The sequence below is a fragment of the Niveispirillum sp. SYP-B3756 genome, from assembly GCF_009495745.1.
Classification (GTDB): domain Bacteria; phylum Pseudomonadota; class Alphaproteobacteria; order Azospirillales; family Azospirillaceae; genus Niveispirillum.
The window spans coordinates 68550-84026 of sequence record NZ_WIDQ01000007.1 but is presented as its reverse complement, the minus strand read 5'-3'; the positions used below and the strand labels follow the sequence as shown (position 1 = coordinate 84026).

The following is a 15477-nucleotide window of genomic DNA, read 5'->3' as shown; positions in this document are numbered from 1 at the left end:
AGGGACTCGTGGGCTTTTGGGTGGCCGCTGACCTGGATGCAAGGGCAAAAAGCGGGGGGCGGGAATGGCCCCGGCAATGATGTGGCTGCCGCATCATCCAGGCCATCCCCGCCCGGCTTTCAGCTTTTTACGGATTTAGCGCCTGAATCCCGCCTTGATTGCGTGTAAAGCATACGCCGCCACCCTGGCCTCAAGCGCCCGGCCTTGCCTAGAGCCGGCTTTTTTGCTCTAAGGGTGGCTCTGTCTTTCCCGCTGGCTGTTCCCAGGTGGCTTGCCCATGTCCTTGCGTGCCCTGTCCATGATCGGTCGAACCGCCCTTTTGGGCTCCCTGGCCCTCGGGTTGTCTGCCTGCGGTGTGCTGGAAAGCGTCGGCCTCGGTTCGTCCGAGCCGGATGCCCCGCAGCCCAACCAGACCTTCCGCCAGAACAGCGATGGCAGCGCCGGCATGAATGTCGCCGCCCGCCCCGCTGGTACGGTGGCCGTCAATGCCTTCCTGTGGCGTGCCGCCCTGGATACGGTGGAATTCATGCCCATCACCCAGGCCGACCCCTATGGTGGCATCATCCTGACTGACTGGTACGCCCCGCCGGCCACCCCGACGGAACGTTTCAAGGTCAATCTCTACATCGTCGATGCCGCCCTGCGTGCCGATGGCGTGCGCGCCAGCGTGTTCCGGCAGGTACAGCAGAACGGTGTCTGGCTGGATGCCCCGGTCACCACCGAAACCCGTACCCAGTTGGAAGACAGCGTGCTGACGCGCGCCCGCCAGCTACGTCAGCAGGCTGTCGCCGCTGAGGCGAAGTAACACCAACCTTCATCACTCATGAAGGTTGGTACGGCGGCAACCGCCGCCTTAGCGGCCCGTGCCGCGTGAAGCCAAGCCAACGGAGTTGGCGCCGGCGCCTGAGGGCCATGAATTCTGACCAGAGGTCATAATTCATGGCGCTGGCATAAGTTAAAGATCGCGCCGGGCGGCAGCCCCTGTAACGGGTGACGCCCGGCGAAGCGACACCCGTTACCCCTTCCAAGGCTGCCCCCGATGTCCCGCTACAATGTCCGTGAAACCGAAGCCAAGTGGCAGTCCGTCTGGGACGAGCGCCGCAGCTTTGCCGTCACCGCCGATCCATCAAAGCCCAAGACCTATGTGTTGGAAATGTTCCCCTATCCGTCGGGGCGCATCCATATGGGCCATGTGCGCAATTACACCATCGGCGACGTGATCGCCCGCTACAAGCGGGCCAAGGGTTTCAACGTACTGCACCCGATGGGCTGGGACGCCTTCGGCCTGCCGGCGGAAAACGCCGCACTGGAGCGGAACACGCATCCGGGCACCTGGACCTACGAGAACATCAAGGCGATGCGCGCCCAGTTGAAGACGATGGGCCTTGCCATCGACTGGGAGCGGGAGATCGCCACCTGCCGGCCGGAATATTACCGGTTCGAACAGAAGATGTTCCTGGATTTCCTGAAGGCGGGGCTAGCCTATCGCAAGGAAAGCTGGGTCAACTGGGATCCGGTGGATAACACCGTTCTGGCCAATGAACAGGTGATTGACGGGCGCGGCTGGCGCACGGGTGCCCTGGTGGAAAAGCGCAAGCTGTCCCAGTGGTTCCTGAAGATCACCCATTTCGCTGACGAACTGCTCTCCGCCATCGGCACGCTGGACCGCTGGCCGGAGAAGGTCCGCATCATGCAGGAGAACTGGATCGGCAAGTCGCAGGGCTGCCGCTTCTTCTTCGAGCTGTCGGGCGGCCATGCCGATCTGGAGGTGTTCACCACGCGGCCCGACACGCTGTTCGGTGCCAGCTTCGTGGCGATCAGCCCGAACCACCCGCTGGCCGCCACGCTGGCGGAGGGTGATGCCGATCTGGCCGAATTCATCGCCGAATGCAACCGCATGGGCACCAGCGAAGCCACGCTGGAACAGGCGGAAAAGAAGGGCTATCGCACGCCGGTGACGGCCGAGCATCCCTTTGTGAAGGGCTGGCACCTGCCGGTCTATGTCGCCAATTTCGTGCTGATGGAATATGGCACGGGGGCCATTTTCGGCTGCCCGGCGCATGACCAGCGCGACCTGGATTTCGCCCGCAAGTACGATCTGCCGGTGAAGCCGGTGGTGGTGCCGGCCGATGCCGATCCCGCCAGCTTCCAGGTGGGGACTGAGGCCTATGCCGGCCCCGGCCTGCTGCGCAATTCCGACTTCCTGGATGGCATGGAAGTGGAAGCGGGCAAGAAGGCGGCCATCGCCAAGATCGAATCCCTGGGCCGGGGCCAGGGCACGACCATGTTCCGCCTGCGGGACTGGGGCGTATCGCGCCAGCGTTACTGGGGCTGCCCGATCCCCATCATCCATTGCCCGGATTGCGGCGTGGTGCATGTGCCGGAAGACCAGTTGCCGGTGACCCTGCCGCCGGACGTAACCTTCGACCAGCCGGGCAACCCGCTGGCCCGCCATGCCACCTGGAAGCATGTGAAGTGCCCGTCCTGCGGCAAGGATGCGGAGCGGGAGACGGACACGTTCGACACCTTTATCGAGTCGAGCTGGTATTTCCTGCGTTTCGCCGACCCGCGCAACGAACAGGTGGCCTTTGACAAGGAACTGGTGAAGTACTGGCTGCCGGTCGATAATTATATCGGCGGCATCGAACATGCCGTGCTGCACCTGCTCTATTCCCGCTTCTGGACCCGCGCCCTCTCCCATGTCGGTTATCTGGACTTGGCCGAGCCGTTTGGCGGCCTGTTCACCCAGGGCATGGTGACCCACGCCACCTTCCAGGATACTGACGGCAAATGGATGTTCCCCACCGACGTGGAAATTCAGGGCACGACGGCAAAGAAGATTGCTGACGGGTCACCGGTGACGGTCGGCCCCGTCATCAAGATGTCGAAGTCGAAGAAGAACGTCGTCGATCCGGAAGGCATCATCGGTTCCTATGGTGCCGATGCCGCCCGCCTGTTCATGATGTCCGACAGCCCGCCCGACCGCGATCTGGAATGGACCGAGGCCGGCATTGATGGCGCCTGGCGCTATATCAACCGGCTGTGGCGTCTGGTGACGGAACCGGGCTTTGACCTGCCCGCCGCCAACAGCGCCCAGCCGGACAGCTTCAGCGCGGACGCCACCGCCATCCGCCGCGCCGCCCACAAGGCAGCCGCCAGCGTGGGGGAGGATATCGAGGGCTATCGCTTCAACAGCGCCGTGGCCAAGCTGCGCACCTTCACCAATGCGCTGGGTGATGCCCTGTCCAAGCTGGCAGCCAAGGGCACGGTCGGCGCGGATGAGGGTTGGGCCGCCCGCGAGGCGCTGGAATATATGGCGCAGATCGTGCAGCCGGTGATGCCGCATTTGGCCCAGGAAATGTGGGCCGAACTGGGCCATGGCGACCTGCTGGTGGAGCGTGCCTGGCCGGTGGCCGATCCGGCCCTGGTGGTGGATGACAGTGTCACCATGGGCGTGCAGGTGAATGGCAAGCTGCGCGCCACGCTGACCCTGCCGCGCGACTGCGCCCAGGATGTGGCCCAGGCCGCAGCGCTCGCCGATGCCAATGTGCAGCGTGCGCTCGACGGCAAGGAACCGCGCAAGGTCATCGTGGTGCCCAACCGCATCGTCAATATCGTGGCGTGATGGAAACGGGGGCCGGGCGACCGGCCCCCATCGATGTTTGGTGGTAGGGTATTTCCCAACTACCTTTGAAGCCCCTTCTATTCTCTCCTCTTGGCCCTGCCTTAAACCGTCATTCCCGCGAAGGCGGGAATCCAAGCACCATCGCCGAACCGGAAATGGCATCCTGTAGAAGCGTTGTATGGATTCCCGCCTTCGCGGGAATGACGGGAAGAGTAGACGAAGAGAGTAGTGGTCAAGGAATAGACCGTGGAGGGGATGGCCGCCGCCCCCCCATCCGCGTTAAACTGCGCCGCCGCCCCTGCCAGGGAACGATTTGTCCATGTCCAAGCGCCTGATTGCCGCCGCCCTTATCGCCCTGCTGCCGCTCGCCGGCTGCGGGTTCCAGCCGGTTTATGGCACACGGGCCGGCGGCGTGACGGCCGGCATGGCCCTGGCCAATGTGCAGATCGACCCGATCCCCGACCGCAATGGTCAGGTGCTGCGCAATAATCTGATCGACCGCTTCTATACCGACGGCCGCCCGGCGGATGCGCGTTACCGGCTGGCCGTTGCCCTGTCGGCGGCCGAAGAGCAACTAGGCATCCAGAAGGATGCCACGGCCACCCGCGCCCGCCTGCGCCTGCAGGCCAATTATGAACTGATCGATAATCACAGCGGTCAGGTGGTCTATCGCACCTTCTCCCGCTCCGTGATCAGCTTCAACCTGCTGGACAGCCAGTTCGCCGTGCTGGCCAGCCGCCAGGGCGCCTATGATCGTGGCCTGACGGAACTGGCCGACGATATCCGCACCCGGCTGTCACTCTATTTCGTCCGCGATGCCAGCTGAGGGGAGGCACCCGTGAAGGTCCAGCCCCGCAACGCCGATGCCTTTGCCAAGCGCCCCGGTGCGGCCACCCGGCTGGTGCTGCTCTATGGCCCCGATCCGGGGCTGGTGCGCGAACGCGGCAAGCTCGCCGCGCAATCCGCCTGTGCCGACCTTTCCGACCCGTTCCGGGTGACGGAGATGAAGGCCGATCAGGTGACGGGCGATCCGGCCCGGCTGGCTGATGAAATGGCCGCCATCGCCCTGACCGGCGGGCGCCGCGTGGTACGGCTGCGCGATGCGGATGAAAAACTGGCGCCGGCCATCACCGGCCTGCTGAAGGCCATGCCCCCCGGCGATACGCTGCTGGTGGTGGAGGCCGGCGAGTTGGACGCCCGTTCCAAACTGCGCAAGGCGGTGGAGGATGCCGGCGAAGAGGCAGCCGCCATCGCCTGCTATGTGGAGGGGGAGGACGAGCTGGCCGCCACCATCGGCCGCATGATGGTGGACCATGGGATGCAGATCGATCCGGAGGCGCGCGACTGGCTGGCCGGCAATCTGGTGGGCGACCGCGCCATGGCCCGCAGCGAGATCGACAAGCTGGCGATTTATATGCTGGGCGAGAAGCGGGTGACGCTGGCCGATGTGCGCGCCGTGATCGGCGATAGCGCCGCCCTGGATCTGGATGAACCGGCCATGGCCGCCGCGTCCGGCGATCTGGCGGAAGTGGATCGCAGCCTGCGCCGCCTGTTCGCCGATGGCACCAGCACCGTGGCCATCCTGCGCGCCGCCCAGCGGCATTTCCAGCGGCTGCACCAGGCGGTGGCCCATATGGCCCATGGCCAGACACCGCAGCAGGCGGTGAAGTCCCTGCGCCCGCCCGTCTTCTTCAAGCTGGAAACGCCGATGGTAGCCCAGGTGCGCCGCTGGACCCTGCCGCTGCTGGCCCAGGCCCTGACCCGGCTGGTGGAGGCGGAGGCCGATGCCAAACGCACCCATATGCCGGATGAAACGATCTGTGCCCGCACCTTCTTCCAACTGGCACAATGGGCCAGGCGCGGCGGGTAGGGTGCCTAAGCAAGGGGAGGTAGGGTGATGAATGTGGTGATGCTGCTTTATCCCGGCCTGACCCAGTTGGACCTGACCGGCCCGTTCGAGGTGCTGGCCCGGTTGAAGGAACTGACCCTCCATCTGGCCTGGAAGGACACCACCCCCGTCACGGATGGGGGCGGCCTGCGCCTGCTGCCGACAGTGGACTTCGCCCATTGCCCGCCCGCCGATATCCTGTTCGTGCCCGGCGGCCCCGGCCAGCTGGCCTTGATGGATGATGCGGCAGTGTTGGAATTTCTCTGCGCCCAGGCCGCACAGGCCCGCTATGTCACCTCGGTCTGCACCGGATCGCTGCTGCTGGCGGCGGCGGGGCTGCTGACCGGCTATCGGGCCACCTGCCACTGGCTGTCGCTGGAACAGCTGGCCCTGTTCAACTGCACACCGGTGGCCGAACGGGTGGTGGTGGACCGCAACCGCGTTACCGGCGCCGGCGTGACCTCGGGCATTGATTTCGCCCTGGTGCTGGCCGAACTGCTGTTAGGGCGGGAGCGGGCGGAGACGACCCAGCTTTCCATGGAATATGACCCGGCCCCACCCTTTGCCGCCGGCAACCCGCAACAGGCACCCGCCGATCTGGTGACCCAACTACGCGACCGTGCTGCGGGTTTTCAAGACCGCCGCTGGGAGGCCGCCAGCCGCGCCGCCACCCGGCTGGGCCTGTATGCTGACACGGATTTTTAAGCCAAGGCCGATTTGGACACGACTATACGGATCGCCGATACAAATTTGGGAACCGAGGGGCTGTAGACACAAATTCGAGGGCCGGGACACGAATTTGCGACAGGAAGCCACTTCAGATCAGATTTTTTGACGCGGCCAACGTCATTCCCGTAGGCATCGCTGTCTGCTTTATGCGATCCGCTCTAAGCCAGTCTTCTGAACTGACCGAGGATGAAATCGACCGGCTGGAGACCGTCATACTGGCAGCCATGCACAATACGCCGACCTAACCATTTTCGGCATACAATTGAAGCCATTGATCAGACATTACTGGGCGACGATTTCCAGTTCCAGCCCCGTGATATCCTTTGGCTATGTGACCGAAAGAACTATTGGCACAGCCAGAGGGCGTGTTCATCTTCATAACACGTCGCTTCTGTAAAAAAAGCCCCCCCACTCATACAGCTTTAGGAAAGCCATCGAAAAAGGCGCAGAAGCCGGTGACCTTACATCCCGAAGCATAGGGCAAAGAACTTGACGCCATGCAAACGTATGTCGCAGGATCAGCCCATCCGCCAATCTGGAGGTTGTTAAAATGCAAACCGCAACCCGTGGCCGTCGTGGTGGCGGTCGTCCCAAGCTGGGTAAGCCCAATCCGATCGATGTGCATGTCGGCGCCCGCGTCCGACTGCGCCGCACCCTGCTGGGTATGAGCCAGGAGAAACTGGGCGAGGCCATTGGCCTGACGTTCCAGCAGGTGCAGAAATACGAGCGGGGTGCCAACCGCATCGGGGCTTCCCGCCTGTTCGACCTGTCCCGCGTGCTGGACGTACCGGTCTCCTTCTTCTTCGACGACATTGCCGACCCGGAGAGCGGTGAGGCCAGCAGCGCGCCGTCCGCCATGCCGGAAGCCGGTGAGCCGGACCCGATGGCCAAGCGCGAGACGCTGGAACTGGTGCGCGCCTATTATCGCATCACCGATCCCGGTGTGCGCAAGCGCATCTTCGAGCTGACCAAGGCTGTTGCTTCGGCCGCCGACGCGGCTTGAGCAACCTGAAAGGGTGAAATGCCGGCAAATGGCTGTCACCCTCTCTTGACCATATCCGTAAAGCTTGCGACAAACACGCTGCACCTGGTTGTTCCAGGGGCGGCGTGTTTTTTCAACACCCAGCGCTTTCACAGACCGAGGCGATCGCAAGTGGCAAAGACGAATTATATTTTCACCAGCGAGTCAGTCTCCGAGGGCCATCCCGACAAGGTGTGTGACCGCATCTCCGATGCCGTGGTCGACCTGTATCTGGCCCAGGATCCCTATGCCCGCGTCGCCTGTGAGACCCTGGCGACCACCAACCGGATCGTCATCGCCGGTGAAGTGCGCGGCCCAGGTGAACTGCTGAAGCAGGTGGAAGAGGTTGCCCGCGCGGCCGTCCGCGATATCGGCTATGAGCAGAAGGGCTTCCACTGGGCCACCGCCGATGTTGCGGTCCATCTGCACGCCCAGTCCGCTGACATCGCCGTCGGCGTCGATGCCGCCGGCAACAAGGATGAAGGGGCAGGCGACCAGGGCATCATGTTCGGTTATGCCTGCACCGAAACCCCGGCCCTGATGCCGGCACCGATTTATTACAGCCACAAGCTGCTGAAGAACTTGGCGGAAGTGCGCCATTCCGGTGCCACCCCCTGGCTGGGCCCGGATGCGAAGAGCCAGTTCTCCCTGCAATACCGCGATGGCAAGCCGGTCGGCGCCACCTCCGTTGTGCTGTCCACCCAGCATTCCGAAAGCGTGTCCCAGGAAGAAATCCGGGAGACCGCGCGCCGCCATGTGCTGGGCATCCTGCCGGAAGGCTGGATGTGCCCGGAAGAGGCGTTCTACGTCAACCCGACCGGTCGTTTCGTCATTGGCGGCCCGGATGGTGATGCCGGTCTGACCGGCCGCAAGATCATTGTGGACACCTATGGCGGGGCTGCCCCGCATGGTGGCGGCGCCTTCTCCGGCAAGGATCCCACCAAGGTGGACCGTTCTGCCGCCTATGCCGCGCGCTATCTGGCCAAGAACGTCGTCGCCGCCGGTCTGGCCGACAAGTGCACCATCCAGCTCAGCTACGCCATCGGCGTGTCGCACCCGCTGTCGGTCTATATCGACACGGCCGGCACCGGCCGCGTGGATGAGGACAAGCTGTCCGACGTGCTGCGCCAGTTGATGAACCTGAGCCCCCGTGGCATCCGCGAGCATCTGAAGCTGAACCGCGCCATCTATGCCCGCACCGCTGCTTATGGCCATTTCGGCCGGGAGCCGGAAGCCGATGGCGGCTTCAGCTGGGAGAACACCGATCTGGTTGCCGATCTGAAGTCTGCGTTCGGCGCCTGATCCAGGCCCTGCCAAAGTACCTGCGACCGGCCCGCCCTTACCGGCGGGCCGTTTGCCTTTCACAAGACCTTTCCCAAGCCCGGTTGATCCAGCACCATGTCCACGCAGAACCCCGACGACATCCCCCACCGCAAGGTTCTTTACGGCCGTCGCCATGGCCGGCCCCTGCGCAAGGGTCGCCTTGAGGTACTGGACACTTTGTTGCCTGCGTTAAAGCTGGAAGCGCCCAAGGATGGCACCAAGCTGGATGTCTGCGCCTTGTTCGATCAGCCGATGCGCGACCTGTGGTTTGAGGTCGGGTTTGGTGGCGGCGAACATCTGGCCTGGCACGCGGAGCGCAACCCCGATATCGGCTTTATCGGCTGCGAGCCGTTCATCAACGGCGTCTCCTCGCTTTTGAAACATATCGAAACGGGCGGGCAGCGGAATATCCGCGTGGTGCCCGATGATGCCCGCCCCATTCTGGATGCCCTGCCCGATGCGTCGGTTGGTCGCGCCTTCGTGCTGTTCCCCGATCCCTGGCCCAAGGCGCGCCACGCGTTCCGCCGTTTCATCGGGCCGGACAACCTGCCGCGCCTCGCCCGCGTGCTGAAGGATGGGGCGGAACTGCGTATGGCGTCTGACGATATGCAACTGGCCCGGTGGATGCTGGAACATACTTGGCGCCATCCGGATTTCGAGTGGATGGCGGAAGGCCCGACCCATTGGCGCACACGCCCAGATGATTGGCCGGCCACACGATACGAGCAGAAAATGTTGACCGGTTGTCGCCCGGTTTTCCTGCGCTTCCGCCGCCGGTCCAGGCAATGACATCGGTTTCCAAGATGACAGGCCAATAATACGGTAACAAAATCAACCAATTGCGGAGAAGGTTGCAGCGACCGCAATCATAACCCTCTGCATATCTGTTCAAAATTGGGAATCTTGGCATTCTGACAACATAAGGAGTGGGCGCAAATGTAGCGCCTCGACCTATCCAAAAGTTGTCAGGAGAAGAAGCCATGTTGAATTTCCGCGATATGCGAATAGCGCTCAAGGTCAACTTGGCGGTTGCCTTTCTGGCCCTGGTTGCGGTGACCATGGTTGTGTTGGGATTACAAGCGCTGTCTGTTTACCAAAAGGAGGTGGAGCGGATGGGCGCGGCGAGTAAGCGCGCCGTTCTCTCTGAACAGATCAATGGCCTGATCAATGCCGTGGTGATGGATAGTCGCGGGATCTATATGGCCCGTGACACCGCTGAGTTCGAAAAATTTGCCAAGACCATGACCGCCAGCCTGACGACGCTGGATAAACGCCTGACCGGCTATGAAGCCGTGATTGACCCGGCGGTGGAAAAGGAGATGCGGGACGCCATCGCGCGGGGACGGGAATTTATTCGCTTCCGTACTGACATGATGGAAGCCGGTCGCAAGGATGGTGCCGACGCCGCCCGCGTCATTGGTGACAATGATGCCAACCGCGCCAACCGCAAGGCCTTCAACGATGTAATGATCAAGCTGTCGCAGCAGCAGGTGGCCTATGTGGACAGCACCATTGACGAGTTGGACGCCTTTGCCGCCACCGAACGCAATCTGATGCTGATCATCGCTGCCATCGGCATTTTCACCTCTGTCAGCTTTGCGACCTGGATGGTTTCTCGCCAAGTGACCAAGCCGCTGACCCGCGTCACCGATACGGTGCAGACGCTGGCGGGTGGCGATTATGATGCCTTAGTGCCCGAAACCGGTCGTAAGGATGAAATTGGTCGTATTGCCAATGCACTGGACGTGTTCAAGGCTGGTCTTCTGGATGGCCGCCGCATGGCCGCCGAACAGCAGGCAGAACAGATCGCCAAGGAAAAGCGCCGCCAGCAGTTGGAACGTATGACCAACGACTTCGCGGCCAAGCTGGGCCAGGTTTCCGCCGCCCTCGCCAGTTCCGCCCAGGATATGCGTGACAGCGCCCAGGGCCTGACCGCCGCCGCCCAGGCCGCCGCCGGCCAGGCATCGGAAGTCGCCCAGGCGTCCAACGAATCGGCTGGCAGCGTGCAGAGCGTGGCGGCCGCCACGGAAGAGATCAACGCGTCCATCTCCGAGATTGCCCGGCAGGTGGTGGAGGTGAACAATGTCACCCGCGCCGCCGTGGAGGACGCCACCGAAACCACCCGCACCATGGATGGGCTGCAGGGTGCCGCCACCCGGATCGAGGAGGTGGTGACGCTGATCCAGGGCATCGCCGCCCAGACCAACCTGCTGGCACTGAACGCCACGATCGAAGCAGCGCGCGCCGGGGAGGCCGGCAAGGGCTTCGCCGTGGTCGCCAGCGAGGTGAAGACCCTGGCGACCCAGACTGGCAAGGCGACGGAAGATATCGCCGCCCAGGTCGCCAACATCCAGCGGGAAACCGGGGCCGCCGTCGGTGCCATCAACCGCATCGCCTACACGATCGACAAGATCGGGGAGATCACCACGGCCCTGGCCGCGGCGATTGAGGAACAGCAGGCCAGCACCAACGAGATCGCCCGCCGGGTGCAGGATGTGGCCAATGGCACCCAGGCCGTCTGCAACGCAGTGCAGGGCGTCAGTGAGGCCGCCGCCAATACCGGTGGGGCCGCCAGTTCGGTGCATGGCACGGCGTCGGATGTGACACGCCAGTCCGAAGTGCTGAATGTGGAAGTGGACAAGTTCGTCAAAACCCTGATCGCGGCTTAATGCCGCCGGGGGGAAGCGGAGATCCTCCCTCCCCCCGACTTTCAGCCATTCGCAACCCCGCCCGAGCCATCGGGCGGGGTTTTCCATTTGTGCCAAGCATGGGTGACGGCCATGTCCGGGCCTTGCTTTCGGTCTGTGACAGGCCCATGACTCTTCTTATCGTCAATCTGGGGTGCCGTGGCCGGTGGATGCATCGGCGCGGCTGAGATCATACCCATCGAACCTGATCCGGGTCATGCCGGCGAAGGGAGGATGCCTTACCCATGTCCATAGCCATGTCTTCATCGCAACCGCGTGTCGTCCTCATCGGCGGCGGCATCATCGGGCTGGCCATTGGCTGGCGGCTGGCGCTGGCCGGCGCGTCGGTGGATATTTTTGAACGCGACGCCGCTGCCGGCCAACGGGCCAGCCGCGCCGCCGCCGGGATGCTGGCCGCCGCCGTGGAGGCAGAGCCGGGTGAACAGCCGCTGCTGCCGCTCTGCCTGGCCAGCCGGGAAATGTGGCCCGACTTCGCCGCCGAACTGGAAGCGGCCAGCGGCCTGCCCGTCGGCCTGCGCCGCGAAGGCACCATGGTGGTGGCGCTGACCCGCGATGATGTGGAAACGCTGCGCAGCAATTACGAATTCCAGCGCGGGCTGGGGCTGGATATCCACTGGCTGACCGGTGCCCAGGCCAAGGAGCGGGAGCCATTCCTGAACCCGCGCACGGCCGCCGCCGTCTATTCCCCCCGCGATGGGCAGGTGGATAACCGTCTGGCCACCGCCGCCCTGCGCGTGGCCCTGGCCAAGGCCGGTGGCCGCCTGCATGAAGGCACGCCGGTGACGGGGCTGGAGATCAGCGCCGGCCGCGTCACCGGCGTGCAACTGGGCGACCGGGTGCAGGCCGCGGACAAGGTGGTGCTGGCGGCAGGGGCCTGGTCGCGCCTGCTGCCCGGCCTGCCCGTGCCGCCACCGGTGCGCCCGGTGAAGGGGCAGATGCTGTCCATCGCCATGGACCCGGCCGCCCCGCTGTTGAACCATGTCGTCTGGGGCCCCAAATGCTATCTGGTGCCGCGCGCCGATGGCACGCTGATCGTCGGTGCCACGACGGAGGAAAAGGGCTTTGACGACCAGATGACGGCGGGCGGCGTGCTGGCCCTGCTGGAAGCCGCGTGGCGTACCTTGCCGGGGATTGAGGAACTGCCCATCCGGGAAATGTGGAACGGCCTGCGCCCCGGTTGCCGCGATGATGCACCCATCCTGGGCTGGGCCGAGGGGGTGGAGGGGCTGGCGCTGGCCACCGGCCATCACCGCAACGGCATTCTGCTGGCCCCCATCACCGCCCATACCATTGCCGATCTTGTATTGACCGGCCGGGTGGACGAAAAGATCGCCGGCTTCGGTGCGGGGCGCTTTGCCCGCCTGGGTGTCGTGGCCGCCTGAGCAAAGGGATCCATTATGATCAATGTGAATGGCAAGGATCGCCAGCCGGGGGATTATGCGCTGACATCCATCATGGCGGCGGACGGGATCGACCCGCAGGCGCGCGGCATCGCCGTGGCGCTGAACGGTACGGTGCTGCCGCGCGCCCGCTGGGCCGACACGGTACTGTCCCCCGGCGACAAGGTTGAAATCGTCAAAGTTCTGCAGGGCGGCTGACATGAATCATAATCCCCTTCTTTCCGCCGATCCGCTGAAGATCGGCGGCAAAAGCTTCACGTCGCGCCTGTTTTTGGGCAGTGCCGGCTATCCCAACCAGCAGGTGTTCCTGGACAGCCTGGCGGCATCGGGGGCGGAAATCCTCACCGTTTCCGTGCGCCGGGCCGATCTGACCGGCTATGGCGAGGGGGTGCTGGATCTGGTGGCAGGCAAGGTCTGGCTGCTGCCCAACACGGCCGGCTGTGCCACGGTGAAGGATGCCGTGCTGACGGCGCAATTGGCGCGTGAAGCCATGGATACCAACTGGATCAAGCTGGAACTGATCGGCGACCGCGAAACGCTCTACCCCGACGTGGAACAGTTGCTGCGCGCCGCCGATGAGCTGGTGCGCGACGGTTTCACCGTGCTGCCCTATTGCACCGACGATCCGGTGGTCTGCCAACGCTTGGCCGATCTGGGCTGTGCGGCGGTGATGCCGCTGGGGGCCCCCATCGGCACGGGGCTGGGCATTCTGAACCCCTATAATATCGAACATATCTGCCGCACCAGTGCCGTGCCGGTGGTGCTGGATGCCGGCATCGGCACTGCCAGCGATGCCGCCCTGGCCATGGAACTGGGCTGTGACGCCGTGCTGTTGAACACCGCCGTCTCCAAAAGCACCGATCCGGTGCGCATGGCCGCCGCCATGCGGGCCGGTGTAGACGGCGGGCGGCTGGCCCGGCTGGCCGGTCGCATCCCCAAGCGTCACCGGGCCGAAGCCTCCAGCCCCGAACTGGGGTTGATCGGCGGGTGAGCCAGCGCCGGCCCCTGCCCTGCCCACCCCTGCTGTTGATCACCGACCGCCACCAGACCGACGATCTGGTGGCGACGGTGCGAACGGCGTTGGCCAACGGCTGCCGCTGGGTATCGCTGCGGGAAAAGGATTTGCCGCTGGCCGACCAGCAGGCGCTGCTGGACCAGCTCCGCCCGCTGCTCTGTGCCGTGGGGGGCGTGCTGATGGTGCATGGCAATGTCGATCTCGCCCGGCAATGCCGGGGCCTGCATCTGCCGGCGGCCGGCGATGTGGCGACCGCCCGCGCCGCCCTGGGGCCGCAAGCCTTGATCGGGATTTCCTGCCATCATCCGGCGGAACTGAAAGCGGCGGCAGCGGCCGGGGCGGATTACGCCACGCTCAGCCCGATTTTCCCCAGCGCGTCGAAGCCCGGCTATGGCCCCGCCCTGGGGCCGGCGGCGCTGGCGGACGCGCCTTTGCCGGTGCTGGCCCTGGGCGGGGTGGGGCCGGACAATCTGGCTGTTTGTCGGAAAGCCGGGGCCGCCGGGGTCGCCCTGATGGGCGGGCCGATGCGCCAACCGACGCAGATGGCGGGGTTGGCCACCATCTGGCGGGGTATCGACGATAAAATGCCGCTGGCATAGGGTTTGACGATCGCGCGCGATGGGTCCATATCGGCTTGCTACAAAGCCGTTTTCCCAGCGACAGGCCTGACCTTGACGACCAGCCGCTTTCCCGCCGTCTCCTCCCCCGCCGCCGCCCACCGGGTGGCGAACTGGCTGTTGCTCTGTGCGGCCATGGTCTTCGCCATGGCCATTATCGGCGCCATCACAAGGCTGACCGAAAGCGGGCTTTCCATCACCGAATGGAAGCCGATCAGCGGCGCCATCCCGCCTCTGTCAGAGGCGCAATGGCTGGCAGAATTCGAGAAATACAAGCAAATCCCCGAATATCAGGTGCTGAACCGGGGGATGAGCCTGGAGGAATTCAAGCACATCTTCTTCTGGGAATGGTTCCACCGGCTGTGGGGCCGGCTGATCGGCGTGGTGTTCGCCCTGCCCCTGGTCTGGTTCGCCGTGAAAGGCATGATCTCCCGCCCCATGCTGCCCCGGCTGGTGGGGCTGTTCCTGCTGGGCGGGCTGCAGGGTTTCATCGGCTGGTTCATGGTGCAATCAGGCCTGTCGGAACGCACCGATGTGTCGCATTACCGGCTGGCCATGCATCTTTCCATGGCGCTGATCCTCTATGCCCTGTTGATCCGTACCGCACTCAACCTGCGCCATCCGGGGGCGGGGCCGCGGCCGGAACTGTCCCCGCTGGTCTGGCATGGGCGGGCGGCCCTGGCGCTGGTGGGGATCACCGTGGTCTGGGGGGCCTTTGTCGCCGGGCTGGATGCCGGCTTCGCGTACAATACCTGGCCAACGATGAATGGCGATTTCATGCCGCCAGAGGTCTGGAACCTCTCCCCCGCCTGGCTGAATTTCCTGGAAAATACCGCCGCTGTGCAATTCACCCACCGCTGGCTGGCCATTGTGACGGCGCTGACGGTGCTGAGCTATGTCTGGCGCATCGGCCAGCGCCGCGACCTGGCCGCCCGTGCCAAGCAGGTGGCGCTGGGGCTGGCGGCAGGCGTGCTGGCCCAGGTGGGGCTGGGCATCACCACCCTGCTGCTGGCCGTGCCGGTGGCGTTGGGGTCCGCCCACCAGGGCGGGGCCATGGTGGTGATCGGCCTGCTGGTCTGGTCACTGCATACGCTGCGCCGGCCGGGGATTTAATCCGTTCCCTCAAGTGCCGGGCGCTGCCTCCGGCAACT

General features: G+C 64.4%; 14 protein-coding genes and 1 riboswitch. All 14 genes read left to right on the top strand.

Translation table 11 applies throughout. The annotated features are described in order from the left end of the window. Window positions 1-277: 277 nt before the first annotated feature. The 14 genes from GE253_RS15435 (at window position 278) to GE253_RS15370 (ending at window position 15439) form a co-directional block, all read left to right on the top strand. Window positions 278-805, top strand: a complete 528-nt coding sequence (locus GE253_RS15435) for a DUF3576 domain-containing protein (protein WP_153205056.1) — start codon at window positions 278-280, stop codon at window positions 803-805. Window positions 806-1039: 234 nt separating this feature from the next. After that, window positions 1040-3625 carry a leucine--tRNA ligase gene (gene leuS, locus GE253_RS15430; protein ID WP_153205055.1) on the top strand — a complete coding sequence of 862 codons (2586 nt, stop codon included), beginning with the start codon at window positions 1040-1042 and terminating at the stop codon, window positions 3623-3625. A gap of 319 nt (window positions 3626-3944) precedes the next feature. Beyond that, window positions 3945-4451: an LPS assembly lipoprotein LptE gene (gene lptE, locus GE253_RS15425; protein WP_153205054.1), complete on the top strand. Its 507-nt coding sequence runs from the start codon at window positions 3945-3947 to the stop codon at window positions 4449-4451. A 12-nt stretch (window positions 4452-4463) separates the two neighbouring features. Beyond that, entirely contained in the window at window positions 4464-5495 is a 1032-nt protein-coding gene (gene holA / locus GE253_RS15420; RefSeq protein ID WP_348770869.1) for a DNA polymerase III subunit delta, read from the top strand. Window positions 5496-5522: 27 nt separating this feature from the next. Next, complete coding sequence (locus GE253_RS15415; protein WP_153205053.1) at window positions 5523-6218, top strand: DJ-1/PfpI family protein; 696 nt, start codon at window positions 5523-5525, stop codon at window positions 6216-6218. 574 nt (window positions 6219-6792) lie between these two features. Further along, window positions 6793-7245 carry a helix-turn-helix transcriptional regulator gene (locus GE253_RS15410; RefSeq protein WP_153205052.1) on the top strand — a complete coding sequence of 151 codons (453 nt, stop codon included), beginning with the start codon at window positions 6793-6795 and terminating at the stop codon, window positions 7243-7245. A gap of 150 nt (window positions 7246-7395) precedes the next feature. Beyond that, window positions 7396-8565 (top strand): methionine adenosyltransferase, encoded by a 1170-nt coding sequence (gene metK / locus GE253_RS15405; protein WP_348770868.1) that lies wholly within the window; start codon window positions 7396-7398, stop codon window positions 8563-8565. A 96-nt stretch (window positions 8566-8661) separates the two neighbouring features. Beyond that, window positions 8662-9375: a tRNA (guanine(46)-N(7))-methyltransferase TrmB gene (locus tag GE253_RS15400; protein ID WP_153205050.1), complete on the top strand. Its 714-nt coding sequence runs from the start codon at window positions 8662-8664 to the stop codon at window positions 9373-9375. A gap of 323 nt (window positions 9376-9698) precedes the next feature. Then, the gene (locus GE253_RS15395; protein WP_173012664.1) at window positions 9699-11255 is read left to right on the top strand and encodes a methyl-accepting chemotaxis protein; all 1557 of its coding nucleotides are present in this window, start codon (window positions 9699-9701) and stop codon (window positions 11253-11255) included. Between the two features lie 158 nt (window positions 11256-11413). Next, a riboswitch (TPP riboswitch) is annotated at window positions 11414-11522 on the top strand. Next, window positions 11519-12676, top strand: a complete 1158-nt coding sequence (thiO, locus tag GE253_RS15390; protein ID WP_153205048.1) for a glycine oxidase ThiO — start codon at window positions 11519-11521, stop codon at window positions 12674-12676. (Overlaps the previous riboswitch by 4 nt.) A gap of 15 nt (window positions 12677-12691) precedes the next feature. Next, window positions 12692-12892 carry a sulfur carrier protein ThiS gene (gene thiS / locus GE253_RS15385; protein WP_153205047.1) on the top strand — a complete coding sequence of 67 codons (201 nt, stop codon included), beginning with the start codon at window positions 12692-12694 and terminating at the stop codon, window positions 12890-12892. Between the two features lies 1 nt (window position 12893). After that, window positions 12894-13685, top strand: coding sequence for a thiazole synthase (locus GE253_RS15380; protein WP_153205046.1), 792 nt, complete (start codon window positions 12894-12896; stop codon window positions 13683-13685). Then, a complete protein-coding gene (locus GE253_RS15375; RefSeq protein WP_348770867.1) occupies window positions 13682-14308 on the top strand; it encodes a thiamine phosphate synthase in 627 nt (208 codons plus the stop codon). Before GE253_RS15380 ends, GE253_RS15375 begins: the two co-directional genes overlap by 4 nt. Before the next feature lie 72 nt (window positions 14309-14380). Further along, window positions 14381-15439: a COX15/CtaA family protein gene (locus tag GE253_RS15370; RefSeq protein ID WP_153205045.1), complete on the top strand. Its 1059-nt coding sequence runs from the start codon at window positions 14381-14383 to the stop codon at window positions 15437-15439. Window positions 15440-15477 lie beyond the last annotated feature (38 nt).